Source organism: Propioniciclava sp. MC1595, from assembly GCF_017569205.1.
Taxonomy (GTDB): Bacteria; Actinomycetota; Actinomycetes; order Propionibacteriales; family Propionibacteriaceae; genus Propioniciclava.
Map to the genome: position 1 here is coordinate 938,799 of NZ_CP071870.1, position 25,633 is coordinate 964,431.

Below are 25,633 nucleotides of genomic sequence, written 5' to 3' on the forward strand. Positions count from 1 at the left end.
CACCCCTCAGGGGGTGCAGATGAGGTGCGCGACCATGGCGGTCCAGCCGGTCTGGTGGGCCGCGCCGAGCCCGACGCCGTTGTCGCCGTCGAAGTACTCGCTGAAGGTCGGGTGCGCCGCCCACAGCGGCCCGGTCGGCTGGTGGTACGGGTCGCCGGGTCGCCGGCCGTCGGGGCCGAGCCGGAACAGCGAGACCAGGCGCTCCTCGAGGTCGTAGGCCGCGTCCTCGAGCGACACGAAGTTCCCCGAGCCGCGGGGCAACTCGACCCGCATCGCCTTGCCGCCGTGGCGGGCGTAGGTGTGCAGGGCGTCCACGAGCAGCACGTTGATCGGGAACCACACCGGCCCCCGCCAGTTGCTGTTGCCGCCGAACATCGGCGAGTCCGACTCGCCGGGCACGTAGGCGATCGGCAGGTCCTGGCCGGCGACCGGCAGGTGCTGGCCGTCGCGGTAGGCCGCCGACAGCGACCGCACGCCGCCGGGGGCGTAGAACTCGGCCTCGTCGAACATGCGCCCGACCATGCGGGCGAACCGCTCCGGCGGGACGACCGCGAAGGTGAGTTCGGCGCCCTCCTCGTCGGGGGTCGCGGTGAGCAGCTGAGCCAGGCGCCCCGGGAAGCGGCGCTGGAGCCAGCGCAGCCGGGCGGTGTAGTCGGTGAGCTCGGACGCCACCCAGTCGGGGGCGACCGCCACGGCCAGCAGGGGCAGCAGCCCCACCAGCGAGCGGACGCGCACCTTCTGCGACTCCGAGCCGTCCTCGCGCACGAGCACGTCGTAGTAGAAGCCGTCCTCGTCGTCCCACAGCGAGGTGGAGTCCGGGCCGAAGGCGTCCATGGCCTCGGCGATCGCGACGAACCGCTCGGTGAAGGTGGTGGCCACGTCGTCCCAGGCGTCGTCGCTGCGGGCGAGCTCGAAGGCCATCTTCACCATGGACAGGCAGAAGAACGCCATCCAGCTCGTCGCGTCGGACTGCTCGAGCACCCAGCCCTCGGGCACGTCGTGCGACCGGTCGAACACCGAGATGTTGTCCATGCCGAGGAAGCCGCCCTCGAACAGCTGGGAGCCGTTGAGGTCGGTGCGGTTCACCCACCAGCCGAAGTTCAGCATCAGCTTGGTGAAGACGCGGACGAGGAACTCGCGGTCCCAGCCGCCGTCGGCGATGAACACCTGCCAGGCCGCCCACGCGTGCACGGGCGGGTTCACGTCGCCGAAGTCCCACTCGTAGGCGGGCAGCTGGCCGTCGGGGTGCTGGGCCCACTCGCGGCACATCAGGATGAGCTGGTTCTTGGCGAACGACGGGTCGACGTGGGCCAGCGCCACGCAGTGGAACGCGAGGTCCCAGGCGGCGAACCACGGGTACTCCCACGCGTCGGGCATCGAGATGATGTCGGCCAGGTAGAGGTGCGACCAGCCCTGGTTGCGGGGCGGGCGGTTCACCGGCGGGCCCACCGGGTCCCCGGCCAGCCAGTCGGCCACCGGGTAGCGGTACAGCTGGCGTCCCCAGAGCAGCCCGGCGAACGCGCGGCGGGCGATCAGGCGGTCCTCGTCGGTGGTCTCGGCCGGGATCACCGCGGCGTAGAACTCGTCGGCCTCCTCCCGCCGGTTGCGCAGCACGGCCTCGAACGCCGCGCCGAACAGGTGGGTGGGCGGCGGCTCGTCGGACAGCCGCAGGTCGACGGTCACGGTCTCGCCGGGGGCGACCGCGTCGAAGTGGTAGCGCAGTGCCACCTTCGTGCCGGTGCGCGCCGGGTTCAGCAGCGAGTCGTCGCGGTGCACGATCGCGCGGTCGACCGCCGTGGTCGGGTGGGGCGAGCGCCGCGGCTGGCCGAAGGTCGCCTCGTCGTCGGTCTCGTTGTCGCAGAACAGCAGCTCGGGGCGTCCGCGGCCGTGCAGCCGGTACCGGCCGAGGAAGCCGTGCTCGGCCTCGATCGCAACCGCCCCGCCGGTGCTCAGCTCGGGCGGGCGCACCTCGCGCAGGCTGGGGCGGCGGTCGTCGTTGCCCCACGACCATGTGTTGCGGAACCACAGCTGCGGGACGATGTCGAGCGGCGCCGCCTCGGGTCCGTGGTTGGTGGCGGTGATGCGGATGCAGATGTCGTCGGGGGACGCCTTCGCGTGCGTCACCAGGACGTCGAAGAAGCGGTCCTCGGCCAGCACGCCGGTGTCGGCGAGCTCGTACTCCGGTTCGTCACGGCCCCGGGCCGCGTTGCCGGCGCGCAGCTGCTCGTACGGGTAGGCCGCCTGCGGGTAGCGGTAGAGCTGCTGGGCCCAAGCGTGGGTGGGGGTGGCGTCGACGTCCCACCAGAACTCCTTGACGTCCTCGCCGTGGTTGCCCTCGTGGTTCGTGACGCCGAACCAGCGCTCCTTGAGCCGGTCGTCGTTCCCGTTCCAGAACGCGACCGCCAGGTTGAGGAAGCCGTAGCGGTCGCACAGGCCCGCGATGCCGTCCTCGCCCCAGCGGTAGGCGCGGGTGTGGGCCTGGTCGAACGGGAAGTGCCCCCAGGCGTCGCCGTCGTCGGAGTAGTCCTCGCGGACCGTGCCCCACTGGCGCCCGGCCACGTAGGGGCCCCAGAGGCGCCAGGCGTCCTCGTCGGTCGGGGACTCGGCCAGTCGGCGGTGCTCTGCCGTGTGTTGCGGCGCGCTCTTGGGTCGCATGGTGTTCACCCTAGCGGGCGGCCGGAGCGGCCTTACGGGCGGGGGTCAGGCCACGTCGATCCGGCACGCCCCGGGCTCGGCGAACGGCACCAGCCGGGCGCGCTCGTCGCCGGACGCCCCGGCCACCAGTCCGGCGTGGATCGCGCAGACCACGGAGGGGTGCTCCACGGCGGCGTCGAGGATCGGGCAGGCGCGCAGCCGGATGCTGTCGCCGTCGACCTCGGGGTCGAAGCCCAGGTCGCGCAGCACCGCGACCAGGGCGGGCCGCGAGGGTGTGGCGACCCGCTCGACGCCCCACGACCGCCCGATCGAGCGGGCGATCTCCTCCGAGCCGGGGACCTTGGCGAGGTGGCTCACCACGACCGAGAGGATCTCGGCGTACGCGGCGGCCGAGGGGTCGCCGGCGACCGCGCGCCGGCCGGCGTCGGTGAGGGTCCAGCCGAGCGCGGGGCGTCCGGGCCCGGTGCGGGGGAGCGGGGCCGCCTCCGCGAGCCCCTCCTCGACCAGCGCGTCGAGGTGCGCGCGGGTCGCGTTGGGGTGCCCGCCGATGCGCGTCGCGAGCTCGGCCAGCGGGACGCCCTCGCCCAGCTCGCCCAGCAGCGCGGCCACGCGGGCGCGGGCCGGCGGCAGCGTCGGCTGGGGTGCGGGGCGGCTCGGCCCGGGCGTCGCGGAACTCACGATTCCCATCCTAGTGGATTACTTACAGTTCATCCTGTATAAATGGCATCAAGGGTGGCCCCGAACCGGACTCACGGGGCCACCCTTCACACCGGACGCACTCAAGGTGCGCGAACTCCCCGAGGAGGAGACCCATGACCGACCTGCCCGTCGTCGAGAAGCCGACCTGCACCTGCGGCCACCACGACGAGGAGCTGCCCGTGCTCGACGCCCGCGCGATCCCGCACGCGATCCGCCACGCGGCCATCCTCGGCGCCGTCGCGTCGCTGACCCCGGGCAAGGCGCTCGCGCTGGTCGCCCCGCACAACCCGCTGCCGCTGCTCGCCCAGATCCGTGAGGCCCACGGCGACGCCATCGAGGTCAGCTACCTACAGGAGGGCCCCGAGGCCTGGACCCTCAAGCTCGCCCGCGCCTGAGCGGAGCCACCACCCCACCATGACCGCCCCCGCCAGCGCCGCGCCGCGTCCGGGTGACCTGGAACCTCGTCCCGGGCACGGCTCCCGGCGCCGGCGGGTGGCGCTGCTCGGGCTGGGTGGGGCGTCCCTGCTCTCGGGTCTCGACGCCGCCCTCGTCGCGCTGGGCGTCTGGGCCCCCGTGCCGGCCGCGCACCTGCCCGGGGTGCACGGGATGGTGATGGTGCTCGGGTTCATGGGCACCCTGATCTCCCTCGAGCGGGCCCAGGCCCTGCGCCAACCCTGGGCCTACCTCGCGCCGGCCCTGCTGGGGTCCGGCGGCATCACCCTGGCCGCCGGCCTCCCCGTCCTCGGGCAGCTGCTGCTCGTCCAGGGCGCGGTCGCGTTCCTCGCGGTCTACCTGGCGCTGTGGCGGCGCGCGCCGCTGCCGCTCGTCGCGGTGCAGGTGCTCTCGACCATCCCCGCGCTGGCCGCCGCCGCGCTGTGGTTCCGCGTCGACCTCGCCGCGCTCATCCCGCTGTTGGCCGCCTTCCTCGTGCTCACCATCGCCGCCGAGCGCGCCGAGCTGGCCCAGCTCGCCCTCGGCCCGCGCGCCGTCCCGATCCTGCTGGTCCTGTCCGCGTGGGTGACCGGGGCCGCGGCGTCCGCCCTCGTCTGGCCGGACGCCAGCGCCCGGCTCCTCGGCGCCGGGCTCCTGGCCACCGCGGCCTGGCTCGCGCGCGACGACGTCGCGCGTCGGATGGTGCGCACCACGACCGGGTTGCGCCGCTACAACGGGGCTGCCCTGCTCGCCGGGTACGCCTGGCTCGCGGTCGCCGGCCTCGTCTGGCTCGTCGGCGGCGCGCCCGGCTCCGACGCCGCCTACGACGTGGTGATCCACACCACCTTCCTTGGCTTCGGGGTCTCGATGGTGATGGCCCACGCCCCGATCATCTTCCCGGCCGTGCTGGGGCGCCCGTTGCCCTACCGGCCCATCCTGTGGCTGCCGCTCGCCCTGCTGCACGGCGGCCTGCTGTTCCGTGTCGTCGGTGACGCCCTGGGCCGGGGTGCCCTGTGGCAAGGAGGTTCGGTCGTGACCGTGGTGTCGTTGCTCGTCTTCGCGGCCAGCGCCGCCTGGTGCGTGGTGCGGGCATGAGCGCGAGCACCCCGACCCCCACCCGGCCCGGGCCCGCGGCGTCCGCGCGCCCGCGCACCCGCCGCCTGCGCGACCAGGTCGCGCTCGGCTGGCTGGCCGCCGCGGTCGTCATCACCGTGGTGCACCGCTGGGTGCCCGACGCGACGTGGCTGATGATCCACCTGGTGCTGCTGGGCGCGCTCACGCACTCGGCGCTGGTGTGGAGCGAGCACTTCGCGCACACGTTGCTGCGCACCCTGCCCGACGACGCCGGACGCCGCCGCCAGGACGCGCGCGTGCTGCTGATGGCGGCCGGCGGGCTGGCGGTGTTCGTGGGCGTCCCGCTGGCGCAGTGGTGGCTCGTCGTGCTCGGGACGGTGCTGGTCTCTGTGGCGGTGCTGTGGCACGCCGTGCACCTGGTCGCCGTGCTGCGCGGGGCGCTGCCGAGCCGGTTCCGGGTGGTGACGCACACGTACGTGGCGGCGTCCCTCTTCCTCCCGGTCGGCGTCGGCTTCGGCGCCGCCCTCGCCCTCGGCCTGCCTGAGGAGTGGCACGGCCGCCTGCTCGTCGCCCACCTCGCCTCGAACCTGCTCGGCTGGGTCGGTCTCACCGTCGTCGGCACCCTGGTCACCTTCTGGCCCACGATGCTGCGCACCCGCATGGACGACCGCGCCGAGCGCCTCGCCCGGCAGGCCCTGCCGATCCTCGTGGCCGGGCTGGTCGTGCTGGTGGCCGGGGCGCTGCTGGGCTGGCGCCCGCTCGCGCTGGCCGGGGTCGTCGGCTACGCGCTGGGCCTGCTCTGGTGGGGCCGCGCGCTCGCCCGTCCGCTGCTGGCCAAGGGGCTGCACGAGTTCGCGCCGGCCTCGGTGCTGGCCGCCCTCGTGTGGGGGCTGGCCGGCATCGTCTGGGTCGCCGTGCTGCTGGTGCTGGCGCCCTCGTGGGGGTCGCTCGGCGACGTGTTCCCGCTGGTCGGGGGCGTGCTCGCCGTCGGCTTCGCCGCGCAGCTGCTGTCGGGGGCGCTGTCGTACCTCATCCCGTCGGTGATGGGCGGCGGCCCCCGCGTCGTCCGCGCCGGCCAGGCCTGGTTCGACCGCTGGGGCACCGTGCGCCTGCTGGTCATCAACGCCGGCCTCATGCTCTGGCTGATGCCGGCGCCCTCGTGGGTGAAGGTCACGGTGTCGACCGCGGTGCTGGCGGGCCTGGTCGCGTTCCTGCCGCTGCTCGTGCTGGGCGCCCGCGCGTCGGCCCGCGCCCGCCGCGACCCGGACGCCGTGGCGCCCGAGGCCCGCCCCTTCTGGACCGGCAACCAGGTCGTCGCCGCCGTCGCGGCCCTCGCGCTGTCGGTCACCGCGGGCGTCGCCGTCGATCCGGCGGCCGCCGGGCTGGCGGGGTCGGGGCCGGCCGCACCCGCGGCGTCCGGGGTCGCGCCCACCGGCAACACCACGCGCGTCGAGGTGACCGCGCACGGCATGGAGTTCACCCCCAACCGCATCGAGGTGCCCGCCGGCGACCGGCTGGTCGTGGTGCTCACCAACACCGACCCCGCCATGGCTCACGACCTCGTGCTCAACGGCGCCCGCACGCCGCGCGTCGCGCCCGGCGCCACCGCCGAACTCGACGCCGGGATCATCGGCGCCGACACCCAGGGCTGGTGCTCGGTCGCCGGCCACCGGCAGATGGGCATGGTGCTCGACGTCGTGGTGCTCGGGGCTCCCACCGGGGCGGCGGCCGCACCACCGGCGGACCCGGCCGGCGGCCACGCCGGGCACGGGGCGTCCGGGGCCGGGGCGGGGACGGCGGCCGGGGCAGCGATCCCGCCCACCAACCCCGCAGAGACGCTCGGCACGTTCGTGGACCCCGTGCTGCCGCCGCTGTCCGACGAGACCGTGCGCAAGGTGACGTTCACCGTCACCGAGGTGCCGCTCGAGGTCGCGCCCGGCCTGTGGCAGACCCGCTGGACCTTCAACGGCGGCTCCGTCGGCCCCGTGCTGCACGGCCGCGTCGGCGACGTGTTCGAGGTGACGCTGGTCAACGACGGCACGATCGGGCACTCGATCGACTTCCACGCCGGGGCCCTCGCCCCCGACCGGCCGATGCGCACCATCGCGCCGGGGGAGTCGCTGGTCTACCGCTTCACCGCCACCCGCGCCGGCATCTGGATGTACCACTGCTCGACCATGCCGATGTCGAGCCACATCGCCGCCGGCATGCACGGTGCGGTGGTGATCGAACCCGAGGGGCTGCCCGCGGTCGACCACAGCTACGTGCTGGTGCAGTCGGAGGTGTTCCTCGCCAACGCGGCCACCTCAGCCGAGCAGGCGCTCGAACTCGACGCCGACAAGGTCGTCGCCGAGCGCCCCGACCGGGTGGTGTTCAACGGCATCGCCAACCAGTACGACCTGCACCCCTTCACGGTGCGGGTGGGCGAGCGGGTGCGGTTCTGGGTGCTGGACGCCGGGCCGAACCGGGCGAGCTCGTTCCACATCGTGGGGGGCCAGTTCGACACCTCCTGGACCGAGGGGTCGTACACGCTGCGCCGGGGCGAGGGAGCCTTCGGGGCCACCGACGGCGGCGCGCAGGTGTTGCCGCTGCTCCCCGCCCAGGGCGGGTTCGTCGAGCTGACCTTCCCCGAGCCGGGCCACTACCCGGCCGTGTCGCACGTCATGGTCGACGCCGAGCGCGGCGCGCACGCCGTCGTGGAGGTGTCTCCCTGACGCGGGGACGTCACGGCGGGGTGAGCTGCAGCAGCCGTCCGCCGGGGGTGTCCTCGACGAGCCAGATCGACCCGTCGGGGCCCTGCGCGACGTCGCGGATGCGCTGGCCCATGTCCCACTGGTCGGCCTTGGTCGCGTTCGCGCCGTCGAGGCCGACGCGGATCAGCGCCTGACCCGAGAGAGCGCCGATGAAGGCGTCGCCGGTCCAGTCGGGGAACGCGTCGCCGGAGTAGATCATCAGCGAACCCGGCGAGACCGAGGGCGTCCACCACACGGAGGGGGCCTCGAAGCCGTCGCCCGGGGTGTGGTCGGGGATCTCGCCGCCGCCGTAGTGCGAACCGTTGGACGCCTTGGGCCAGCCGTAGTTCATCCCCGGCGCGATCAGGTTGAGCTCGTCGCCGCCCTGGGGCCCCATCTCGGAGGCCCACAGCCGGCCGTCGGCGTCGAACGCGAGGCCGAGGGGGTTGCGGTGGCCCCAGCTCCAGATCTCGTCGGCCGGCGACCCGTCCGCGGCGAACGGGTTGCCCGGCGCGGGGTGGCCGTCGGCGGTGAGCCGCACGATCGTGCCGAGGGTGTTCGAGAGGTCCTGGGCGGGCTCCATCTTCTGCCGGTCGCCCGAGCTGATGAACAGGTACTGCCCGTCGGGGGAGAACGCCAGCCGGTGGCTGAAGTGCCCGCTGCCGGAGACCTTGGGTGTCTGCCGCCAGATGACCGTGAGCCCCTCCAGTCGGGGCGAGCCCTCGGTCACCAGTGTCGCCCGGCCGACGGCGGCACCCGAGCCGCCCTGCCCGGCCTCGACCCAGCTGAGGAGGACGGTGCCGTCCTCGGCGAAGGTGGGGGCGGCGACCAGGTCGCCCAGCCCGCCCTGGCCGGCGTCCACGACCTCGGGCAGGCCCTCGGTGACCTCGACCATGCCGTCGGGCCCGTACAGCCAGAGGCGGCCGCTGCGCTCGGTGATGGCGAGCAGGTCCGTCCCCGGCAGGAACTCCAGGGCCCACGGCTCGTCCAGGTCGGCGCGCTCGTTCACCACGAAGGGGCGGCCGTCGGGGGCGGTGCGGGGTCCGGACGCCGGCGTCCCGGTCGGGCTGCCTGCCGTGCTCGCGCCCCCTGCCGGGGTGGCGGCGGTGGTCGCCGCGGGCCCGGACGAGGCGCCGGGGCCGGTCGGGGCGGGGCTGGTGGCGGGCGCCGAGCACCCGGTGACAAGGGCCGCGGCGGCGAGGGCGGCGGCCAGGCTGCATGGTCGTCCCATGTCACGAGGCTACCGGGCCACCCCGACGGGGTGGCCCGGGCCGGTTCACGCGACGGTGAACACCTTGGTCTCCGACGCCGGGGGACCGGCCTCACCGCCCGACGGGTCGTCGAGCGTGACGCGCACCTCGTAGGTGCCCGGGTCCAGCGGCGGGAGGTCGAAGGCGAACGGCGCCAGGGTCATGCCCTCGTCGGTCTGGGCCACGCCCTCGGCGACGACCCCGGAGTTGGGATCCGGCCCGCGGACCTCCCAGAGGATCGTGCCCTCGAAGGCCGCCGCCAGCCCGGTGACCCGCACCGGCGACGAGACCGTGGCGCCGTGCGCCGGGGTGTCGATCAGCAGCCGGACGGCGCTCTGGGTGCCGTCGCCGCGGCCCATCGGCCGGTCGTGGACATTGTGCCCGGTCGCGAACTCGCGACCCTCGATGGTGATGAGCACGCGATCGGTGGGCGCGAACGCCTCGGTGACCGTCCAGACCAGCTGGTCGACCATGAACCCCTCGTAGGAGGCCCCCAGGTTGAAGTCCAGCGCCTCGCGCGACAGGTCGACGGTGATCACGTCGCCGTGCTTGGAGATCCCCAAGATGCGCGTGGCCGGGTTCCACAGGTTCGCGGCCTCGGGGTCGCTCGGGCCGGCCAGCATCGCCTCGAGCGCGCCGCGCGCGGGGGTCTCGGCCGACACCTGCTTGAGCTCGCGCACCAGGTTGGGGAAGGAATCGGTCGGCACGAAGTACACGTACGTCCCGACCGTGCGCGCCCCGGGCGCTCCGGACGCCGTGGGCGCGGCCGAGCCGGGGGTCGGGGAGGCGGACGGGGAGGTCGCAGCGGAGGAGACACCCGACGGCGAGGGCGTCGGCGACACCGAGTCGACGGGGGTCGGCGCCACGGGCGTCTGCAGCGGGTTCGGCACGGCCGTGTCGGGGACGCGGAACACGTTGGTCTGGACCCACCACACCGCGAAGGTGAGCAGGACGGCGGCCACGGCCGCGGCGAGGACGCGGCCGCCCCAGCGGGCGCGGCGCTCCTCGGTGTCGAGGCGGTCGCGCTCGGCGGCGACGGCGTCCACCGAGATCGGGATGTCGACGGTGCCGGCGACGTCGCGCAGGTCGGCGCGGAGCATCTGCTCGAGCTCGTTCATCGCAGGGCTCCCTTCTGCGGGTCGGTGGGGCGGCCGCCGGGCGAGCCCGCGGCGTCCGGGTAGTGCGAGCGGAGGGCGGACATCGCCCGGTGGGAGGCGGCCTTCACGGCGCCCACGGTCATGCCCAGGGCCTCGGCGGTCTGGGCCTCGGTGAGGTCCTCGTAGTAGCGCATCACCACGACGCGCCGCTGGGTGGGCGTCAGGGTGGCGAGCATGCGGGCGACGCGGTCGCGGTCGGCGACGCGGTCCTCGAAGGAGCCCGGCGCGGGCCGGTCGAAGTCGAGCCCGACGGCGACCTCCCCCTTCGTGCGCCGCCACCGGTCGATGTTGCCGGTGATCACGGCGCGGCGGGTGTAGGCGAGCGCGCCCTCGGCGTCCAATCGCCCCCAGGCCTGCAGGGTCTTGGCGTAGGCGTTCTGGACCAGGTCCTGCGCGTGCCCGCGGTCGCCGGTGAGCAACCACGCGGTGCGGGTCAGCGACGGTGTCGACGAGCGCACGAACTCGGCGAACGCCTCGTCGGGTGCCGGTGCCCTCATGGCCCACCTCCTCAACGGTCAGCGTCCCACGTGGGACGCCCTGCACAACGCAGCTGGGACGCAGAAGGTTACGCGCGTCCCCGGGGCTAGGATCGCGGCCGTGATGGACGACTACGGACTCGAGCTCCCCCTCGTGCACGCCGGCAAGGTGCGACGCCTCTACGCGCTGCCCGACGCCCCCGACACCGGCGACGGCCGAGCGCCGGGCCGATTCCTCATGGTGGCCACTGACGCGATCTCGGCGTTCGACCACGTCCTGACCTCCACGATCCCCGACAAGGGCGCGGTCCTGACCCGGCTGAGCCTGTGGTGGTTCGACCAGCTGGCCGGCATCATCCCCAACCACGTCGTCAGCGCCGACGTGCCCGGGCCCGTGACCGGCCGCGCGATCATCACCGAGCGCCTCGACATGGTGCCGGTCGAGTGCGTCGTGCGCGGCTACCTGACCGGGTCGGGCTGGGCCGAGTACCAGGCCGGCGGCACCGTGACCGGCATCGAGCTGCCCGCCGGCCTGCGTGACGGCGACCGCCTGCCCGAGCCGATCTTCACCCCCGCCATCAAGGCCGCCGTGGGCGAGCACGACGAGAACGTGCCGTTCGAGCGCATCGTCGAGCTGCACGGGGCCGAGCTGGCCGAGGAGCTCCGCGAGGCGTCCCTGCGGGTCTACGCCCACGCCGAGCAGGTGGCCCGCGAGCGCGGCGTCATCCTGGCCGACACCAAGTTCGAGTTCGGACGCCGCCCCGACGGCACCCTCGTGCTCGCCGACGAGGTGCTCACGCCCGACTCGTCCCGGTTCTGGGACGCCCAGCAGTGGGAGCCGGGCGGGGTCCAGCCCAGCTTCGACAAGCAGTTCGTCCGCGACTGGCTGGCCCACGAGTCCGGCTGGGAGCGCTCCTCCGACACCCCGCCGCCCCCGCTGCCGGCATCCGTCGTCGCCGCCACGCGGGACCGCTACGTCGAGGCCTACACGCGCCTGACGGGGCTGCCGTTCAACTGAGCGACCCCGCCGGGTATGCCGTTTCCCGGCAGATACCGTTGTGGCGGTAGGATTCCCCCATGGCGCGAGTGACCGTGGGCGTGACGCCGCCGCTGGGGCAGCGGTGATGCGCATCGGCGTGGTCGGCGTCCAGGGTGCCCCGTACGACGACGTCCTGAACGCCGTCCGCCTGGGTGGAGCGCTCGCCGTGGAGCTGGGCCCCCACCCGCACGACCTCTCCGGGGCCGACGCCCTCGTGCTCACCGACACCGTCGACACCCTCTCCGAGGCCATCGTCCACGCCGCCCAGCGTGGCCTGCCGGTGCTCGGCATCGGGCGCGGCTTCGGCGCCCTGTGCGCCGCGGGGCTGTTGCCCGGATCCCTGCTCGGCAACGACCGGCGTACGTTCGTCTGCCGCGAGCAGCGCGTGCGGGTCGAGTCCCGCGACACCGTCTGGACCTGCGCGATGGACGAGGGGCAGAACCTCGACCTCGTGCTCACCGGCGGTGGCCTCGGCTTCGGGGTCGAGCCCGATGTGGCCGCCCGGCTCGAGACCAACCGGCAGGTCGTGCTGCGCTACGTCGACGTCAACCCCGACGGGTCCGTGCACGACATCGCCGGCATCACCAACGAGAGCGGCACGGTCGTGGGCCTGCTCGTCCGGCCCGAGTACGCGGTCGAGGCCCTGACCGGGCCGTCCGAGGACGGGCTGCTCTTCCTGGCCAGCGTGCTCAGCTACCTGCGCGCCGCGGCCTGAGCCTATCCCGCCGCCGGGCCGGGCTTCCCTGCCCGCCGCAATGTGCTCGATGAGAACATTCACATTCGACGGTCACGACAGCCCCGTCGTCGTGCTCGACGAGGCGACCACCGGGCTCAACCCGGCGGCCGCGGCCGAGGTCCTGCGGGCCATCGAGAAGCTGTGCGAGGGCCGCACGACCCTGGCCGTCACCCACGACGTCCAGGTGGCCCTGACCGCCGACCGGCTGCTGGACGCCGACGAGCTGGGTTCCCTCGTGGGCCGGCCCGCCCGCGCGGCGTCCGTGCGGGCGAAGCCCGGCGCCCTGCTCGTGCTCGGCCTGGCCGACCCGGCCACCGGACGCCCCACCGGCTGGGCGCGCGTGCTGTGGCCCGCGGCGTCCGACAAGGCGGCCAAGACCGCGGAGCGCGCCCGTCGTCGGGGGCTGGAGGTCGTCGAGCGGTCCCTCCCCGGCGGGCTGGTGCTCCAGTCCGGCGGCATCGGCACCGACCCCGGGCTGGCCAACCCCCTGCGCGCGGCCCGTCCGAAGCGCCTGCGCGAGCTGGTCGACCGACCCGAGGCCGTGCTGCGGTACAACCCCCTGCGCCGGGTGCTGGTGCGCGACCGCGACGTGGTGGTCCGGGTGGGCGCGCACCCCGACCCGCTTCGCGAACGCCTGCTGGGGCGTCTCGCCGCGCTGGGCGTGCCGGTGCCCGACGTACTCGACGCCGGCGGGCAGGAGCACGTGTCGTCGCGTCGGTTCTTCGGCGACACCGACCTGGCCAGAACCCCGAGTGATGAGGGCGTGCGCTGGGCGGGGGCTGCCCTCGCGCGGCTCCACGCCACGACGGGCGACGTCCTGGGTGACGCCGACCTGGCCGCGGACCTGGGGCGGCGCACGCCCCCCGCGTGCGTGCCCACCACCGTGCTGCGCGACCTCGACCCGGCGCTCGCCGACCGGCTGGACGCCCTGGCCGCCCGCGTCGCCGACCGCGGGCTCGACGGCCCGCGCGTCCTCCTGCACGGTGACGCCTCGGCGGCCCAGGTGCTGGTGGACTCGGGGTGGCTCGACGCCTGGGTGGGGGAGACCCTCGGCGCCGCGTGATCGAGCTCAGCGCTCGGCGGCGGTCAGGCGGCTGGAGAGCGGGTGCGCCGGGTCGAGCGCGTGCAGGGCCGCGGCCCCGTCGACCGGACCGCCGGCCGGCTCGCACAGCGCGAAGCTCGGCCACTGCAGCGTGAGGTAGTCGGTGAACCGGCGCAGCACGCGCTCGTGGCGGAACACCGAGCCGACCGCCGCGACCCGCGGCGGCTGCGGCCCGCTGAGGTGGACCCGCCGGATCGCCGCCTGCACCGCCTCCGACAGGTGGGCGGCGGCCTTGTCGAGGATGTTGCCGGCCACGCGGTCGGACGCCGACAGCTCGGCCACGACGTCGGCGAACCGCGCGATCCGGGCGACCCGGTCGGGGGCGGCCTGCAGGTCGAGGTAGGCCGACTCGAGCTCGGGGAACACCTCGCGCATCGCCGCGGTCAGCGCCGTCATCTGGCGGCGTCCGTCGTGGCCGCGCAGGGCGGCCTCCAGCCCGGTCCGCCCGATCCAGTAGGCCGAGCCGGCATCGCCGAGGAGATGACCCCACCCGTCGACGCGTGCGGTGTCGCGCGGGCCGACGGCCAGGCAGATGGTGCCGGTGTTGGCCGAGATCACGCAGCCCTCGCCGTCGCCGATCGCGCCCAGGTAGTTGGTGACCGAGTCGTGGGCGAGCACGACGCGCCGCACGGGCGTGCCCGCAAGCAGGGGGAGCAGGTCGTGCGCGGTCTCGCGGCCCAGGCCGCTCGCGCCGAGGGTGACGGTGTGCACCTCGAGGTCGGTGTTCTCGTCGAGGAAACGCCGGATCGAGTGGGCCCACTGCTCGGGCAGGGGCCGGTCGGTCTCGATGCCGGGCAGGCTCAGGGAGCGGGGCTCGACCCCGCCGTACGTGGTCAGGCGGGTGGCGGACTGGCCCGCGTGGGCCGCGAGTCGGACGAGTTTCTCGGGCATGGGAACCCCCCATCGACAACGGGCGGCGTCGTGGTGACGCCGGTGCCCCCACCCTAGCGCGCAGGGTAGATTGGCGCCCGTGGCCGACACCGATGAGAACGCACCCGCCGGGGGTGGGCGGAGCGCCGTGGTGGACGTCGGTGACGGGCTCGCCGTCGCCTTCGCGATCGCCGCGCACGACCCCGTAGCCGCACCGGGCGCGGACACCGCGGTGGCCACCGTCGCCGCCGACCTGCGCGCGGCCGGTGTCGAACCGCTGGCCGTCCTCGACGCCGTCCACGTCGGCCCGTGGGACGCCGACGCCACCGTCGACCTCCTCCCGCGCCTCGTCGCCGGGCTGGCCGCCGACGCGCGCCGCCTCGACTTGCCGGGCCTGGGCGGCCTGCTCGTGGCCGACGAGGTCTACGCCGACGCCCCGCTGGCCCACGCGGTCGCGGTCGGTGTCGTGGACCCCGAGGCGACTACCACCCCGCCCGCCGCGCCTCCGGCAGCAGGCGCGATGCCCCCGCCCGCCCGTCCGGGCTGGATCGACCGGGTGAACGCCGACCGCGCCGAGGACCTGCCGCGCGCGACCACGGGCGACGGGCTGGGCGAGCAGGTGCTGCGCCTGGCCGGCTCGCCCGCGCTGGCCGACCGGGCCTGGGCCTCCGAGCAGTACGACCGGTACGTCCGCGGCGACACGGTGCTGTCCGCCCCCGAGGGCGTCGGCCTGGTGCGCCTGGACGCCGGGACGGGGCGCGGTGCCGCGCTCGCCGTGACCGGCAACCCCCGCTTCGCCCTGCTCAACCCGTACCTGGGTGCCCAGCTCGCCCTCGCCGAGGGCGTGCGCCGGGTGGCCGCCGCCGGGGCCGAGCCCCGGGGCGCGCTCGCCTGCCTCGACGCCGGCCACGCGGACGCCCCGGCCGCGGCCTGGCAGCGCGACGAGATGCGCCTCGGGCTGGTCGACGCCGCCGACCGCCTGGGCCTCACCCTGCCGGCCGCGTGCGGCCGCCTGCACGACCGCGCGGGGGGCGCCGCCCTGCACCCCACGCCGGTGGTCGCCACGCTCGGCACCCTCGACGACGTCGCCACCCGGACGCCCGGGGGCTTCGCGCACCCCGGCGACGCCGTGGTGCTGCTCGGCCGCACCGGGGCGGAGCTGTCCGGGTCGGCGTGGGCCGGCGCCGTGCACGGGCACCTGGGCGGCATGCCCCCGTTCCCCGACCCGGCCGCCGAGGCCGCCCTCGCGGGCGTCCTGGTCGACGCGGCCCGTGCGGGCATCCTCAGCTCGGCCCGCGCCCTGGCCGCCGGCGGGCTCGCGCAGACGCTGGTCGAGGCCGCCCTGCGCCACGACCTCGGGGTTTCGCTGACCCTGCCCGAGGGCGACCCCACGGTGACGCTGTTCGCCGAGTCCCCGGCGCGGGCGCTCGTGTCGGTCTCGGGGCAGCACTACGACGCGCTGCGCCGCTCCTGCGCCGCGGCCGGCGTGCCCGTCACGCGCCTGGGTGAGGTGCTCGAGCAGCCCGCCCTCGAGGTGCTCGGCCAGTTCACCCTCGGCCTGGCCGACCTCCGCGCCGCCTGGGGCACGCCGCTGCGCGCCGCGATGGAGGGCTGATGGACCAGCAGCCGCCCCCGCGGTGGGACCCGCCCTCCGCGTGGGATCCACCCACGGCCTGGAAACGGCCGGTCGAGCCGCAGGCGGCACCGAGCCCGGGGCCCGCCCAGCCGGCCTCCCCGCCGGCGTACGGCTGGCCCGCGCCCGCGGCGTCCGAACTGCCCGTCTGGTACCCGCCCCCGCCGAGCGACCCGCCCCTGGTCGGGCGGGAGCGCACCTGGGTTCCGGCGAGCCACTGGGTGGCGCTGGTGACCACCTGGCTGGGGCCGTTCGTGATCCTGATGACCGTGGGGGAGTCGCACCCCCGCGTGCGCGAGCACGCACTGGAATCGCTGAACTTCGAGATCACCTTCTGGTTCGGGATGCTGCTGGCCTCGCTCGGCACGTTCGTGCTCGTCGGCTACGTGTTCCTGGTGCTGCTGCCGATCCTGTGGGTGATGCTGCGGGTGCTCGCCACGATCGACGCGGCCGCCGGCAAGAAGGTCCGCTATCCGCTCACCGTGCGCCTGGTGCGGTGACGTCGTGGGCATCGGGGTCCGCGGGGGTCGGGGCGGCACTAGACTCACTCCAGTGACGCGCGCCCTGCACCTGCTCGACCCGGTCGGCGACCCCAAGCCCAACGAGGAGTGCGGCGTCTTCGGCGTCTGGGCCCCCGGCGAAGAGGTCGCCAAGCTCACCTACTTCGGCCTGTTCGCGCTGCAGCACCGCGGCCAGGAGTCGGCCGGCATCTCGGTCAGCAACGGCGAACGCATCATGGTCTTCAAGGACATGGGCCTGGTCTCCCAGGTCTTCGACGAGCCCACGCTGAACTCCCTGCTCGGCCACCTGGCGATCGGGCACACGCGCTACTCGACCACCGGGGCGTCCGTCTGGAAGAACGCCCAGCCGACCTACCGCGCCACGCCCAACGGCGGGCTGGCGCTGGCGCACAACGGCAACCTGACCAATACCCCCGAGCTGGAGGCCTGGCTGCGCGAGCGCGACGCGCACGCCAAGGTCGCCAGCAAGGAATCGATGGACTCCACGAACGACACGTGGCTGGTCACGTCGCTGCTGGCGACCTTCACCGACTCGACGTGGGACGCCGCGCTCTCCGTCCTGCCCCGCCTGCAGGGCGCGTTCTGCTTCACGTTCATGGACGACAACGCCCTGTATGCCGCCCGCGACCCGCAGGGCGTGCGGCCCTTGGTGCTCGGACGCCTCGAGCGCGGCTGGGTCGTCGCCTCCGAGACCGCGGCGCTGGACATCGTGGGCGCGACCTTCATCCGCGAGGTGGAGCCCGGCGAGCTGATCTGCGTCGACTCCGGCGGCCTCCGCTCGGCGCGCTTCGCCGAGGCCAACCCCAAGGGCTGCCTGTTCGAGTACGTGTACCTGGCCCGCCCCGACACCGTGATCGCCGACCGCCGCGTGCACACCACCCGTGTCGAGATCGGCCGCACGCTGGCGCTGGAGTCCCCGGTGGACGCCGACCTCGTCATCCCGACGCCCGAGTCGGGCATCCCGAGCGCGGTCGGCTACGCCGAGGCCTCGGGCATCCCGTACGGGCTGGGCCTGGTCAAGAACAGCTACGTGGGCCGCACGTTCATCCAGCCGTCGCAGACGCTGCGCCAGCTGGGCATCCGGCTCAAGCTGAACCCGATCCGCGACGTCATCGAGGGCAAGCGCCTCATCGTCGTCGACGACTCGATCGTGCGCGGCAACACCCAGCGCGCGTTGGTGAAGATGCTGCGCGAGGCGGGCGCCGCCGAGGTGCATGTCCGGATCGCCTCCCCGCCCGTGGAGTGGCCCTGCTTCTACGGCATCGACTTCGCCACGCGCGCCGAGCTCATCGCGCCCGGCATGAACGTCGACGAGATCTGCCGTTCCATCGGCGCCGACTCCCTGGCCTACATCTCGCTGGAGGGGCTGGTCGCCTCCACCGGGCTGCCGAAGAAGCGGTTGTGCCGGGCGTGCTTCGACGGCCACTACCCGATCCCCGTGCCGCCCCGCGCGGCGGAGCAGATGCGCCTGATCGCGCAGGAAGGTGACGACGATGACTGAGGCCCGGAGCGCCTACGCCGCCGCCGGTGTCGACATCGAGGCCGGTGACCGCGCCGTCGAGCTGATGAAGGCCCACGTCGCGCGCACCCACCGCCCCGAGGTGCTGGGCGGGCTGGGCGGCTTCGCCGGGTTCTTCGACGCGTCGGCGTTCAAGGCCTACGACCACCCCGTGCTGGCCACCTCCACCGACGGCGTCGGCACGAAGGTCGCCATCGCGCAGGCCCTCGACAAGCACGACACCATCGGCTTCGACCTGATCGGCATGCTCGTCGACGACCTCGTCGTCGTGGGCGCCGAGCCGCTGTTCGTCACCGACTACATCGCCTGCGGCAAGGTGGTCCCCGAGCGGATCGCCGACATCGTCAAGGGCATCGCCGCCGCCTGCGAGGTCGCCGGCGCCGCGCTGCTGGGCGGTGAGACCGCCGAGCACCCCGGCCTGCTGGAGGCCGACGAGTACGACATCGCCGGCGCCACCACGGGCGTCGTGGAGCGCTCGAAGATCCTCGGGCCGGACCGCGTCCGGGCCGGCGACGTGGTCGTCGCGCTGGCGTCCTCGGGCCTGCACTCCAACGGCTACTCGCTGGTGCGCCACGTGCTGCTCAACCAGGCCGGCTGGGCGCTGGACCGCGACGTCCCCGAACTCGGCACAACGCTGGGGGAGACCCTGCTCACGCCGACGCAGGTCTACGCGCGCGACATCCTCGCGCTCGTCGACGCCGCCGAGGTGCACGCGATCAGCCACGTCACCGGCGGCGGCCTGGCCAACAACCTGGCCCGGGTGCTGCCCGCCGGCGTCGCCGCGACCCTGCGTCGCGACAGCTGGACGCCGCCCGCGATCTTCTCCCTGGTGCAGCAGGTCGGCAAGGTGAGCCAGCCCGACATCGAGGCGACCCTCAACATGGGCGTCGGCATGGCGTTGGTGGCCCCCGCCGAGTCCGTCGACCAGCTGGTGCGCACGGCGTCCGAGCGTGGGCTGGAGGCCTGGGTGCTCGGGGAGACGCAGGCCGTCGAGGGCCCGGCACGGGTCGAGATGGCGGGGGAGCACGCGGGCTGAGCCGCACCCCCTGACACGCGCAGCCGGTTGCCGCGCGTGTGTACGGACCTGCTTTGTCCCGCCCCGGAACTCGGGTACCATCGGCCTCACGACAGACACATCCTCACGCGGCTAGACCGCCAGAAATGCTAAGGGGGTCGACCCGGACATGGGGCGCGGCCGTGCAAAGGCGAAGCAGACCAAGGTCGCTCGCGATCTCAAGTACCGTACCTTCGACACGGACTTCTCTTCTCTCGAACGCGAACTCCGGGGCGGTCAGTCGTCCTGGACCGAGTCGCCGGCCGAGGAGGAGACCGACGAGTACGAAGACCCGTACGCGGAGGATGACGAAGACGACGACGAGGGCGATGACTACGTCGAGCAGGGCCGCAACTACGGCTGAGCCCGCTCCCGACGAGGTGCTCTCCCTTCCACCCGAAGTACCGGTGCCCGACGAGGTGCCGCAGGGCTGGCGTCCCGACACGCTGCTGGACGGCTTCGAGAGCCTCACGCTGACGCTCGAGACCGAGTCCCTGCCCGACGAGGGTGACGAACCCCTGTGCGCGACGCTCGTGCGTCGCGTCGACCCCCGCCTCCGCACGGCGACGCGCGCCGTCGTGCACGTGCACGGGTGGAACGACTACTTCTTCCACCCCCACGTGGCGGACTTCTGGGAGGACCAGGGCTTCGCCTTCCACGCCCTCGACCTGCGCCGCTACGGTCGCAGCCTGCGGCCCGGCCAGCTGCGAGGCTACATCGCCGACCTCGACGACTACGCCGAGGAGCTCGACGCCGCCCTCGCGGTGGTGCGGGAGTCCCACGACAGCGTGCTGCTGACCGGGCACTCGACGGGCGGGCTGACGGTGTCGCTGTACGCGAGCCAACGCCCCGGCGCGCTGGCCGGGCTGGTGCTCAACTCGCCGTGGCTCGACATGTGGGGCCCGCCCGCGGTCACCTCGATGCTCAAGCCGCTGCTGCGCGAGTGGAGCAAGCGGGCGCCGACGTCGGTGTTCCCGGTGCCCGAGTCGGAGGAGAACGTCTACGCCCGCGCCATGCACGCCTCGTACGGCGGCGAGTGGGACTACTCCTTCGACCTCAAGACCGAGGCGGCCGAGCCGATCCGGGTCGGCTGGTTCCGGGCGATCCTGCAGGGCCACGCCCGCGTCGCGCGCGGGCTGGACATCGACTGCCCGGTGCTCGTCACGACCTCGGGCAAGACGCTGTGGCTGCGCCGCTACAGCGACGAGGCCCGTGAGGCCGACATCGTGCTCGACGTCAACCGGATCAACGCCGTCGCGTGGCGGCTGGGGCCGCTGGTGACGACCGCCCGCATCGAGGGCGGCACCCACGACCTGGCGCTCTCGCCGCCCGACGCGCGGAGGCGCTGGTTCGAGGCCATCGCGACGTGGGTGCGCGCGTACGCGCCCCCACCGCTGCCGCTCGAGGACTGACCAGCCGGGCGGTCAGCCCGTGACCACCCACGTGGACGCCGCCGCGCGCCGGCCCGCGAGGTCGTGCACGACCGCGCGGTACTCCAGCACCGCACCCGGCCCGAGCTCGCGGGTGTCGTGGAACACCCGGAAGTCGGGGTTGTCGTCGGTGCCCAGCGGCTGCCAGTCGGCCACCCCGAGCGGGCGCACCCAGAAGCTCACCTCGGTGAACCCGGACGCCTCGACGGCGGCCTCGAGCTCCACCCGACCCTTCACCTCGGACCCCGCGGCGAGGTCGAGGCCGACGGTGGGGGCGGCGTCCGGCTGCGGCATGGGGGCGGTGCCCCGCAGCACGACCGCCGACAGCGGCGGGACCGGGAACGCCAGCGCCCCGTCGGCCGCCGCGGTGGTCCCGGGGCCGCCCGGGGTGTCGCCGACGGCGAGCGACTCGAACGCCACGCCGGGCGACCAGGTCGTGACCTTGGCCTCGCGCTCCATGACCGAGTTGTTGAGCGCGACCACGTACTCGGTGCCGGTGGCCCGGTCGATGCGGGAGAACGCCAGCACGCCCGGGCCCGAGCCCACCTGCCGCGTGATCTGGGCACCGTCGGCGAGCGCGGGGTGCTCCTCGCGCAGCGCCGCGAGCGCGGCGAGGCGGCGGTACAGCGGGTGGTCGATGTCGTAGCGGTCGCGCGCGCCCGGCTCGGCGCCGACGACCTGCTCCTGCGCGTACTGCTCCACCTGGGTGGCGAACAGGCTCTGCCGGGCGTCCTGGTCGCCCCCGCTGCCGACGAGGCCCTGCTCGTCGCCGTAGTAGACCACCGGCTGGCCGCGGGACAGGAACATCAGGTCGTGCGCCAGCGCGGTGCGGGCCAGCAGTTCGTCGCCCTCGACGCCGCCGCGGAGCATCCCGGCGACCCGGCCCATGTCGTGGTTCCCAACGAAGGTCGGCAGCTGGTAGGCGTTGCTGTCGGCGTCGGTGTAGCGGTCGTCCTCGGCCCAGACCGCCGCCATCTCCTGGGTGCCGGTGCCGCGGGCGAACTTCAGCGCCCCCTCCTGGAAGCCAAAGTCGAGCGCCGCCGGGAGCTTGCCCGTCGTCGTGTAGCGGCTGGTCAGGGTCGCGTCGGTGGAGTAGACCTCGCCGAACATGAAGAAGTCGTCGTTGCCGGCCTCTGCCGCCGCGGTGCGCATGCGCTCGGCGAAGACCTGCCAGAACTCGATGTTCACGTGCTTGACCGTGTCGATGCGGAACCCGTCGATGCCGAAACGGACCCACTCGGCGTAGACCTCGGACATGCCCTCGACCACCTCGGGGCGCTCGGTGAACAGGTCGTCCAGGCCGAAGAAGTCGCCGTACTCGTCGGACTCGCCGCTGAACGTCGAGTTGCCCCGGTTGTGGTACATCGTCGGGTCGTTCAGCCATTCCGGGGCCTTGACGGTGGCGTCCTCGGGGCGCGGGAAGACCGGGGTGTACGGGAACGACGTGGCGGCGTCCAGTGCGGGGAAGTCGGGGCTGCCAGCCAGCGCCCGGTCGTCGAACTCGTTGCCCTGCGCGTCCTTGTACGGCTCGATCGTCTTGCCGACGTAGGCGTTGCGGTCCTCGGCGCGAGCGATGACGTCAGCGGTGTGGTTGGCCACCACGTCCATGAACACCTTCATCCCGCGCGCGTGCGCGGCGTCGACCAGCTCGCGCAGCGCCTCGGTGCCGCCCAGGTGCGGGTCGACCTGCGTGAAGTCGGTGATCCAGTAGCCGTGGTAGCCCGCGCTGGCGTTGTCGCCCTCGCCCTGGACGGGCTTGTTGACCAGCGGGGGCGTGATCCAGATCGCGGTGGCGCCCAAGCCCTGCACGTAGTCGAGCTTCTCGGTCAGGCCGCGCAGGTCGCCGCCGTGGTAGTAGGCCTTGTGGGTGGGGTCGAGGCCGGTGGCCCTCCGGTCGCCGGCCAGGCCGCCGGCGTCGTTGCCCGGGTCGCCGTTCGCGAAGCGGTCGGTCATCACGAAGTAGATCCGCTCGCGGGTCAGCGCCGAGCGCAGGGACGCCTGGGCGAGGTCGGCGTCCTCGGGCAGCTCGGCGCCCGCCGGCGTCGGGGGCTCGGCCCGCACGACGTGGCCGGCGGGGTCGTAGGTGAACCGGACCTTCGCCGGGCCGGGCAGGGAGAGGGCGAGGTTGTCGCCGTCGCGGGCTCCGCGGGCGCCGTAGTTCTCCTCCCAGCCGCCGGTGCGGGTGACCTTGAACTCGTGGCCGCCGGCGGGAAGGTCGAGCTCGACGCTGTGGCGGCCATCGGTGGGGGTCATACCGGTCTCGCCGCACGAGACGTCCCACTCGGTTGCGCAGCCGACGGCGGGCTGGAAGCTGCCGACGAGCGTGAACTCCGCGGGCGGGCGCGGCTGGGTGCAGCCGGTGCTCATCACGGCCGCCGTGGCCACGAGTGCTGCGGCGAGGGCTCGGGTCTTCATGGTCCTCCTGTGGTCAGGAAGAACCGTAGCGCGCGCGAACAGGGTCAGGGGAGGGAGAGGGCCTCGGACGCCGCGCGCTCGGCCTGGGCGACGTACCCGCCCCCGAAGAGCACGGCGTGGACCAGCAGCGGGTGCACCTGGTGCAGGGGGACCAGATCGCGCCAGCGGTCGGGCAGGTGCTCGGACGCCTCGGCGTACGCCGCCAGCACCCGGCCCAGTTGTGGGGCGCGGAACAGGGCGAGCATGGCGAGGTCGGTGATCCGGTGGCCGCCGTGCGCGGCCGGGTCGATGAGGGCCGCGCCGGTGGGCGTCCAGAGGAGGTTGCCGCTCCACAGGTCGCCGTGGATGCGCGCGGGCGGGGCGGCGTCGTCGAAGTCGCCGGCCTTGAGTCGGTCGCACAGGGCCTCGAAGACCGGGTGGCGCGCGGCGTGGAGGTAGGGGCGGATCCGGTGTCGGGCGTAGAAGGTGCCCCAGGTCGCCTCGGTGCGGAGGGGGAGCGGGGCGTCGCCGATGTAGCCGTCGTCGACCGCCAGCACCCGGGCGACGCGGACCGCGCCGGCGTCCGCCAGCCACGCGAGCCCGGCGGCCTCGACGCGGAAGAAGCCTGGCGGGGCACCCCGGCGGTGCTTGCGGAGGGTCTCCATGGGGCCAGTCTGGCGCACGGTCGCGGACCCCGCCGAGTGGGGAAACGCGAAACGCGAGCCCGAGGGGCTCGCGCTTGCTGGTGTTGGTGGCCAGGACCGGGGTCGAACCGGTGACCTTCCACTTTTCAGGCGGACGCTCGTACCAACTGAGCTACCTGGCCGTGCTCTGTGACGAGCAGCGACCCCGACGGGACTCGAACCCGCGACCTCCGCCGTGACAGGGCGGCGCGCTAACCAACTGCGCTACGGGGCCTCTTGTGAAGGCCGCTGCCCTTTCGGACAGCTTGAGAAGCATAGCGTGAAGCTCCGGGGGAGAAAAATCGAGGGGCAACCGGGGTGGGCAGGGGCGTCCGGAACCGCCCCGGGACGGCGAACGGCCCCGGCCAGAACGTGTCTGGCCGGGGCCGTTGCCGTCGCATCCCCAACGGGATTCGAACCCGCGCTGCCGCCTTGAAAGGGCGGAGTCCTAGGCCGCTAGACGATGGGGACAGGGCTGCCCCAGCATAGGGCACGCCCGATCCCGCCCCCAATTCAGCGGCTCGCGCCGAAGGCTCAGGCGGCCTTCTTCTCGGTGGCGAACTCGCCCGCGCGGACGGCGGCCATGGCCTTGGTCCAGACGACGAGCTGGTCGAGCATGCCCAGCACCTGGCCGGGGGCACCGTCGGTCGGGGCGAAGGTGGAGAAGTTCTCGAAGTCGTGGAACAGCGAGAGGCCGGCGGCAGCGCGCACGTGGGCGACCTGCTGCTCGGACAGGATGCCGCGCAGGTGCTCGATGGCGCGGGCGCCACCGGCCGAGCCGTAGCCGACGAAGCCGGCGGCCTTGTTGTTCAGCTCGGTGTAGAGGTAGTCGAGGGCGTTCTTCAGCGCGCCGGTGAGCGAGTGGTTGTACTCGGCCACGACGAACACGTAGCCGTCGAACTCGTTGATCTTCTCGCTCCACGCCGTGGCGACCGGGTCATCGCTGGGGCCCCAGGCCGGGGCTGCGGGGGAGTCCCACACCGGCAGGTCGAACGCGGCGGTGTCGACGACCTCGTAGGTGGCGTCGCCGCGGGCGTCCGCGAGCTCCTTGACCCACTGCGCGATCTCGAGGCTCTTGCGGGCCTCGCGGGTGGAACCGGTGATGATGGCGATCTTCACGTCTCTCCTCAGATGCTTGAAATGTCAACTAAAGACTAGCCGGGGTGGGCCGGGGAGGCAAACCGGTTGTCGGTGTTGTCAGCCGAGGGCCTGGCCGAGCAGCATCCACGCCGGGACGCTCGCCAGTGCGAGCCCCGTCTGCACCGCCGTGATCGAGGCCATCAGCGGGGCGTCGCCGCCGAGCCTCCGGGCGAGCACGTAGGCGCTGGAGGCCGTGGGCAGCGACAGGAACACCAGCGCGACCACGGCGGCGTCGCCCCGGAGCCCGAACAGGTGGGTCAGGGCGATCGCGGTGGCCGGCATCACCGCGAGCCGGAGCACGGTCGAGACCGCGATCGGGCGCGCCTGCGCCCCGCCCTCGGGACGCCGCAGGCCCGAGCCCACGCACAGCAGGCCGATCGGCAGCGCCGCCTGGCCGAGGATGCTCAGCGTGGACGCCGCGATGCCCAGCACCGCCGCGGGCAGGCCGGCGCCCAGCACGGGGGCGGTGGGGTCGCGCAGGAGGTTCAGGCCCAGCCCGATCAGGCAGGACACCACCAGCGGGTTCGTCGCGATCGCCTTCAGCACCCCCACGCCGCGGATCTCGGCGTGCCCGTGGCGCGCCAGGACGAACGTCGACAGCACGTTGACGATGGGGACCATCACCGCGTTGGCGAAGGCCGCCAGCGCGACGCCCTGCTGCCCGAACAGGGTCGAGGCGATCACCAGGCCCACGTAGTTGTTGAACCGGATCGCGCCCTGGAACACCGACGTGAAGGCGGGCCCGTCGTCGGTCGCCACCCGCCGCAGCAGCGTGGTGACCGTCGCCCCGACCAGCGTCGTCGCCGCCAGCACCAGCGCCATCGTGCCCAGCTGCACCGAACCGAAGTCGGCGCGGGCGAGGGTGACGATGAACAGGGCGGGCAGCAGGAAGTTGTAGGTCAGGCCCTCGACGCCCACCCAGAACGGCTCACCAAAGCCGCCCTGACGGCGCAGCAGGGCGCCGAACCCGATGAGGAGCGCGGTCGGCACGAGGGCCGACGCGATGGTGACGAGGTCCATGGACGCCGTGCGCCCCG

21 protein-coding genes, 3 tRNA genes and 1 pseudogene are annotated in these 25,633 nt (G+C 73.9%); 12 read left to right on the forward strand and 13 right to left on the reverse strand.

Annotation, left to right across the window (positions count from 1 at the left end; genetic code table 11):
- Window positions 1-6 precede the first annotated feature (6 nt).
- Both J4N02_RS04420 and J4N02_RS04425 read right to left on the reverse strand, forming a co-directional pair.
- The gene (locus tag J4N02_RS04420; RefSeq protein WP_188332533.1) at window positions 7-2,655 is read right to left on the reverse strand and encodes an MGH1-like glycoside hydrolase domain-containing protein; all 2,649 of its coding nucleotides are present in this window, start codon (window positions 2,653-2,655) and stop codon (window positions 7-9) included.
- Window positions 2,656-2,700: 45 nt separating this feature from the next.
- Window positions 2,701-3,333, reverse strand: a complete 633-nt coding sequence (locus J4N02_RS04425) for a metalloregulator ArsR/SmtB family transcription factor (protein WP_188332534.1) — start codon at window positions 3,331-3,333, stop codon at window positions 2,701-2,703.
- Window positions 3,334-3,467: 134 nt separating this feature from the next.
- Between J4N02_RS04425 and J4N02_RS04430 the strand changes: the two genes are divergently transcribed.
- The 3 genes from J4N02_RS04430 to J4N02_RS04440 are packed head-to-tail and all read left to right on the forward strand — an operon-like array spanning window position 3,468 to window position 7,574.
- On the forward strand, window positions 3,468-3,749 hold the full coding sequence (locus J4N02_RS04430; protein ID WP_188332535.1) for a DUF2249 domain-containing protein: 282 nt from the start codon (window positions 3,468-3,470) through the stop codon (window positions 3,747-3,749).
- 19 nt (window positions 3,750-3,768) lie between these two features.
- Window positions 3,769-4,881, forward strand: a complete 1,113-nt coding sequence (locus J4N02_RS04435; RefSeq protein ID WP_223202091.1) for a hypothetical protein — start codon at window positions 3,769-3,771, stop codon at window positions 4,879-4,881.
- The gene (locus J4N02_RS04440; protein ID WP_188332536.1) at window positions 4,878-7,574 is read left to right on the forward strand and encodes a multicopper oxidase domain-containing protein; all 2,697 of its coding nucleotides are present in this window, start codon (window positions 4,878-4,880) and stop codon (window positions 7,572-7,574) included. The genes J4N02_RS04435 and J4N02_RS04440 overlap by 4 nt, the downstream gene beginning before the upstream one ends.
- A gap of 10 nt (window positions 7,575-7,584) precedes the next feature.
- Here the strand turns inward: J4N02_RS04440 and J4N02_RS04445 are convergent, their stop codons facing one another.
- The 3 genes from J4N02_RS04445 to J4N02_RS04455 are packed head-to-tail and all read right to left on the reverse strand — an operon-like array spanning window position 7,585 to window position 10,496.
- The gene (locus J4N02_RS04445) at window positions 7,585-8,823 is read right to left on the reverse strand and encodes a PQQ-dependent sugar dehydrogenase (RefSeq protein ID WP_188332537.1); all 1,239 of its coding nucleotides are present in this window, start codon (window positions 8,821-8,823) and stop codon (window positions 7,585-7,587) included.
- A 45-nt stretch (window positions 8,824-8,868) separates the two neighbouring features.
- Window positions 8,869-9,960, reverse strand: a complete 1,092-nt coding sequence (locus tag J4N02_RS04450) for a GerMN domain-containing protein (protein ID WP_188332538.1) — start codon at window positions 9,958-9,960, stop codon at window positions 8,869-8,871.
- Window positions 9,957-10,496 (reverse strand): SigE family RNA polymerase sigma factor, encoded by a 540-nt coding sequence (locus tag J4N02_RS04455; RefSeq protein ID WP_188332539.1) that lies wholly within the window; start codon window positions 10,494-10,496, stop codon window positions 9,957-9,959. The genes J4N02_RS04450 and J4N02_RS04455 overlap by 4 nt, the downstream gene beginning before the upstream one ends.
- 103 nt (window positions 10,497-10,599) lie before the next feature.
- Between J4N02_RS04455 and J4N02_RS04460 the strand changes: the two are divergent.
- From J4N02_RS04460 to J4N02_RS04470, 3 genes and pseudogenes are all read left to right on the forward strand, one after another.
- Window positions 10,600-11,478: pseudogene (locus J4N02_RS04460) on the forward strand (phosphoribosylaminoimidazolesuccinocarboxamide synthase); the annotation flags it as partial.
- Window positions 11,479-11,599: 121 nt separating this feature from the next.
- A complete protein-coding gene (locus J4N02_RS04465) occupies window positions 11,600-12,229 on the forward strand; it encodes a phosphoribosylformylglycinamidine synthase subunit PurQ (protein WP_223202092.1) in 630 nt (209 codons plus the stop codon).
- A gap of 49 nt (window positions 12,230-12,278) precedes the next feature.
- Window positions 12,279-13,313 carry a phosphotransferase gene (locus J4N02_RS04470; RefSeq protein ID WP_188332542.1) on the forward strand — a complete coding sequence of 345 codons (1,035 nt, stop codon included), beginning with the start codon at window positions 12,279-12,281 and terminating at the stop codon, window positions 13,311-13,313.
- A 6-nt stretch (window positions 13,314-13,319) separates the two neighbouring features.
- Here J4N02_RS04470 and J4N02_RS04475 read toward each other — a convergent pair whose 3' ends face one another.
- Entirely contained in the window at window positions 13,320-14,243 is a 924-nt protein-coding gene (locus tag J4N02_RS04475; protein ID WP_182814398.1) for an N-acetylglucosamine kinase, read from the reverse strand.
- 79 nt (window positions 14,244-14,322) lie between these two features.
- Between J4N02_RS04475 and J4N02_RS04480 the strand changes: the two genes are divergently transcribed.
- The 6 genes from J4N02_RS04480 (at window position 14,323) to J4N02_RS04505 (ending at window position 20,361) form a co-directional block, all read left to right on the forward strand.
- Window positions 14,323-15,837 (forward strand): AIR synthase related protein, encoded by a 1,515-nt coding sequence (locus J4N02_RS04480; RefSeq protein WP_188332543.1) that lies wholly within the window; start codon window positions 14,323-14,325, stop codon window positions 15,835-15,837.
- The gene (locus tag J4N02_RS04485; RefSeq protein ID WP_188332544.1) at window positions 15,837-16,355 is read left to right on the forward strand and encodes a DUF4870 domain-containing protein; all 519 of its coding nucleotides are present in this window, start codon (window positions 15,837-15,839) and stop codon (window positions 16,353-16,355) included. The genes J4N02_RS04480 and J4N02_RS04485 overlap by 1 nt, the downstream gene beginning before the upstream one ends.
- Window positions 16,356-16,407: 52 nt before the next feature.
- Complete coding sequence (gene purF / locus J4N02_RS04490) at window positions 16,408-17,877, forward strand: amidophosphoribosyltransferase (RefSeq protein WP_188332545.1); 1,470 nt, start codon at window positions 16,408-16,410, stop codon at window positions 17,875-17,877.
- The gene (purM, locus tag J4N02_RS04495; protein ID WP_188332546.1) at window positions 17,870-18,931 is read left to right on the forward strand and encodes a phosphoribosylformylglycinamidine cyclo-ligase; all 1,062 of its coding nucleotides are present in this window, start codon (window positions 17,870-17,872) and stop codon (window positions 18,929-18,931) included. The genes purF and purM overlap by 8 nt, the downstream gene beginning before the upstream one ends.
- 148 nt (window positions 18,932-19,079) lie before the next feature.
- Complete coding sequence (locus tag J4N02_RS04500) at window positions 19,080-19,313, forward strand: DUF3073 domain-containing protein (RefSeq protein ID WP_182814403.1); 234 nt, start codon at window positions 19,080-19,082, stop codon at window positions 19,311-19,313.
- 43 nt (window positions 19,314-19,356) lie between these two features.
- Complete coding sequence (locus tag J4N02_RS04505; protein ID WP_188332547.1) at window positions 19,357-20,361, forward strand: alpha/beta hydrolase; 1,005 nt, start codon at window positions 19,357-19,359, stop codon at window positions 20,359-20,361.
- 12 nt (window positions 20,362-20,373) lie between these two features.
- Here J4N02_RS04505 and J4N02_RS04510 read toward each other — a convergent pair whose 3' ends face one another.
- From J4N02_RS04510 to J4N02_RS04540, 7 genes are all read right to left on the reverse strand, one after another.
- Window positions 20,374-22,794 carry an alpha-amylase family glycosyl hydrolase gene (locus tag J4N02_RS04510; RefSeq protein ID WP_188332548.1) on the reverse strand — a complete coding sequence of 807 codons (2,421 nt, stop codon included), beginning with the start codon at window positions 22,792-22,794 and terminating at the stop codon, window positions 20,374-20,376.
- 44 nt (window positions 22,795-22,838) lie between these two features.
- On the reverse strand, window positions 22,839-23,438 hold the full coding sequence (locus J4N02_RS04515) for a fructosamine kinase family protein (protein WP_188332549.1): 600 nt from the start codon (window positions 23,436-23,438) through the stop codon (window positions 22,839-22,841).
- An 84-nt stretch (window positions 23,439-23,522) separates the two neighbouring features.
- Window positions 23,523-23,599 (reverse strand) — tRNA-Phe (locus J4N02_RS04520).
- An 18-nt stretch (window positions 23,600-23,617) separates the two neighbouring features.
- Window positions 23,618-23,691: transfer RNA gene (locus J4N02_RS04525), tRNA-Asp, on the reverse strand.
- Between the two features lie 163 nt (window positions 23,692-23,854).
- Window positions 23,855-23,927, reverse strand: a tRNA-Glu gene (locus J4N02_RS04530).
- A gap of 63 nt (window positions 23,928-23,990) precedes the next feature.
- Window positions 23,991-24,575, reverse strand: coding sequence for an NADPH-dependent FMN reductase (locus tag J4N02_RS04535; protein ID WP_208091129.1), 585 nt, complete (start codon window positions 24,573-24,575; stop codon window positions 23,991-23,993).
- Window positions 24,576-24,653: 78 nt separating this feature from the next.
- A complete protein-coding gene (locus tag J4N02_RS04540) occupies window positions 24,654-25,616 on the reverse strand; it encodes an AEC family transporter (RefSeq protein ID WP_188332550.1) in 963 nt (320 codons plus the stop codon).
- Window positions 25,617-25,633 lie beyond the last annotated feature (17 nt).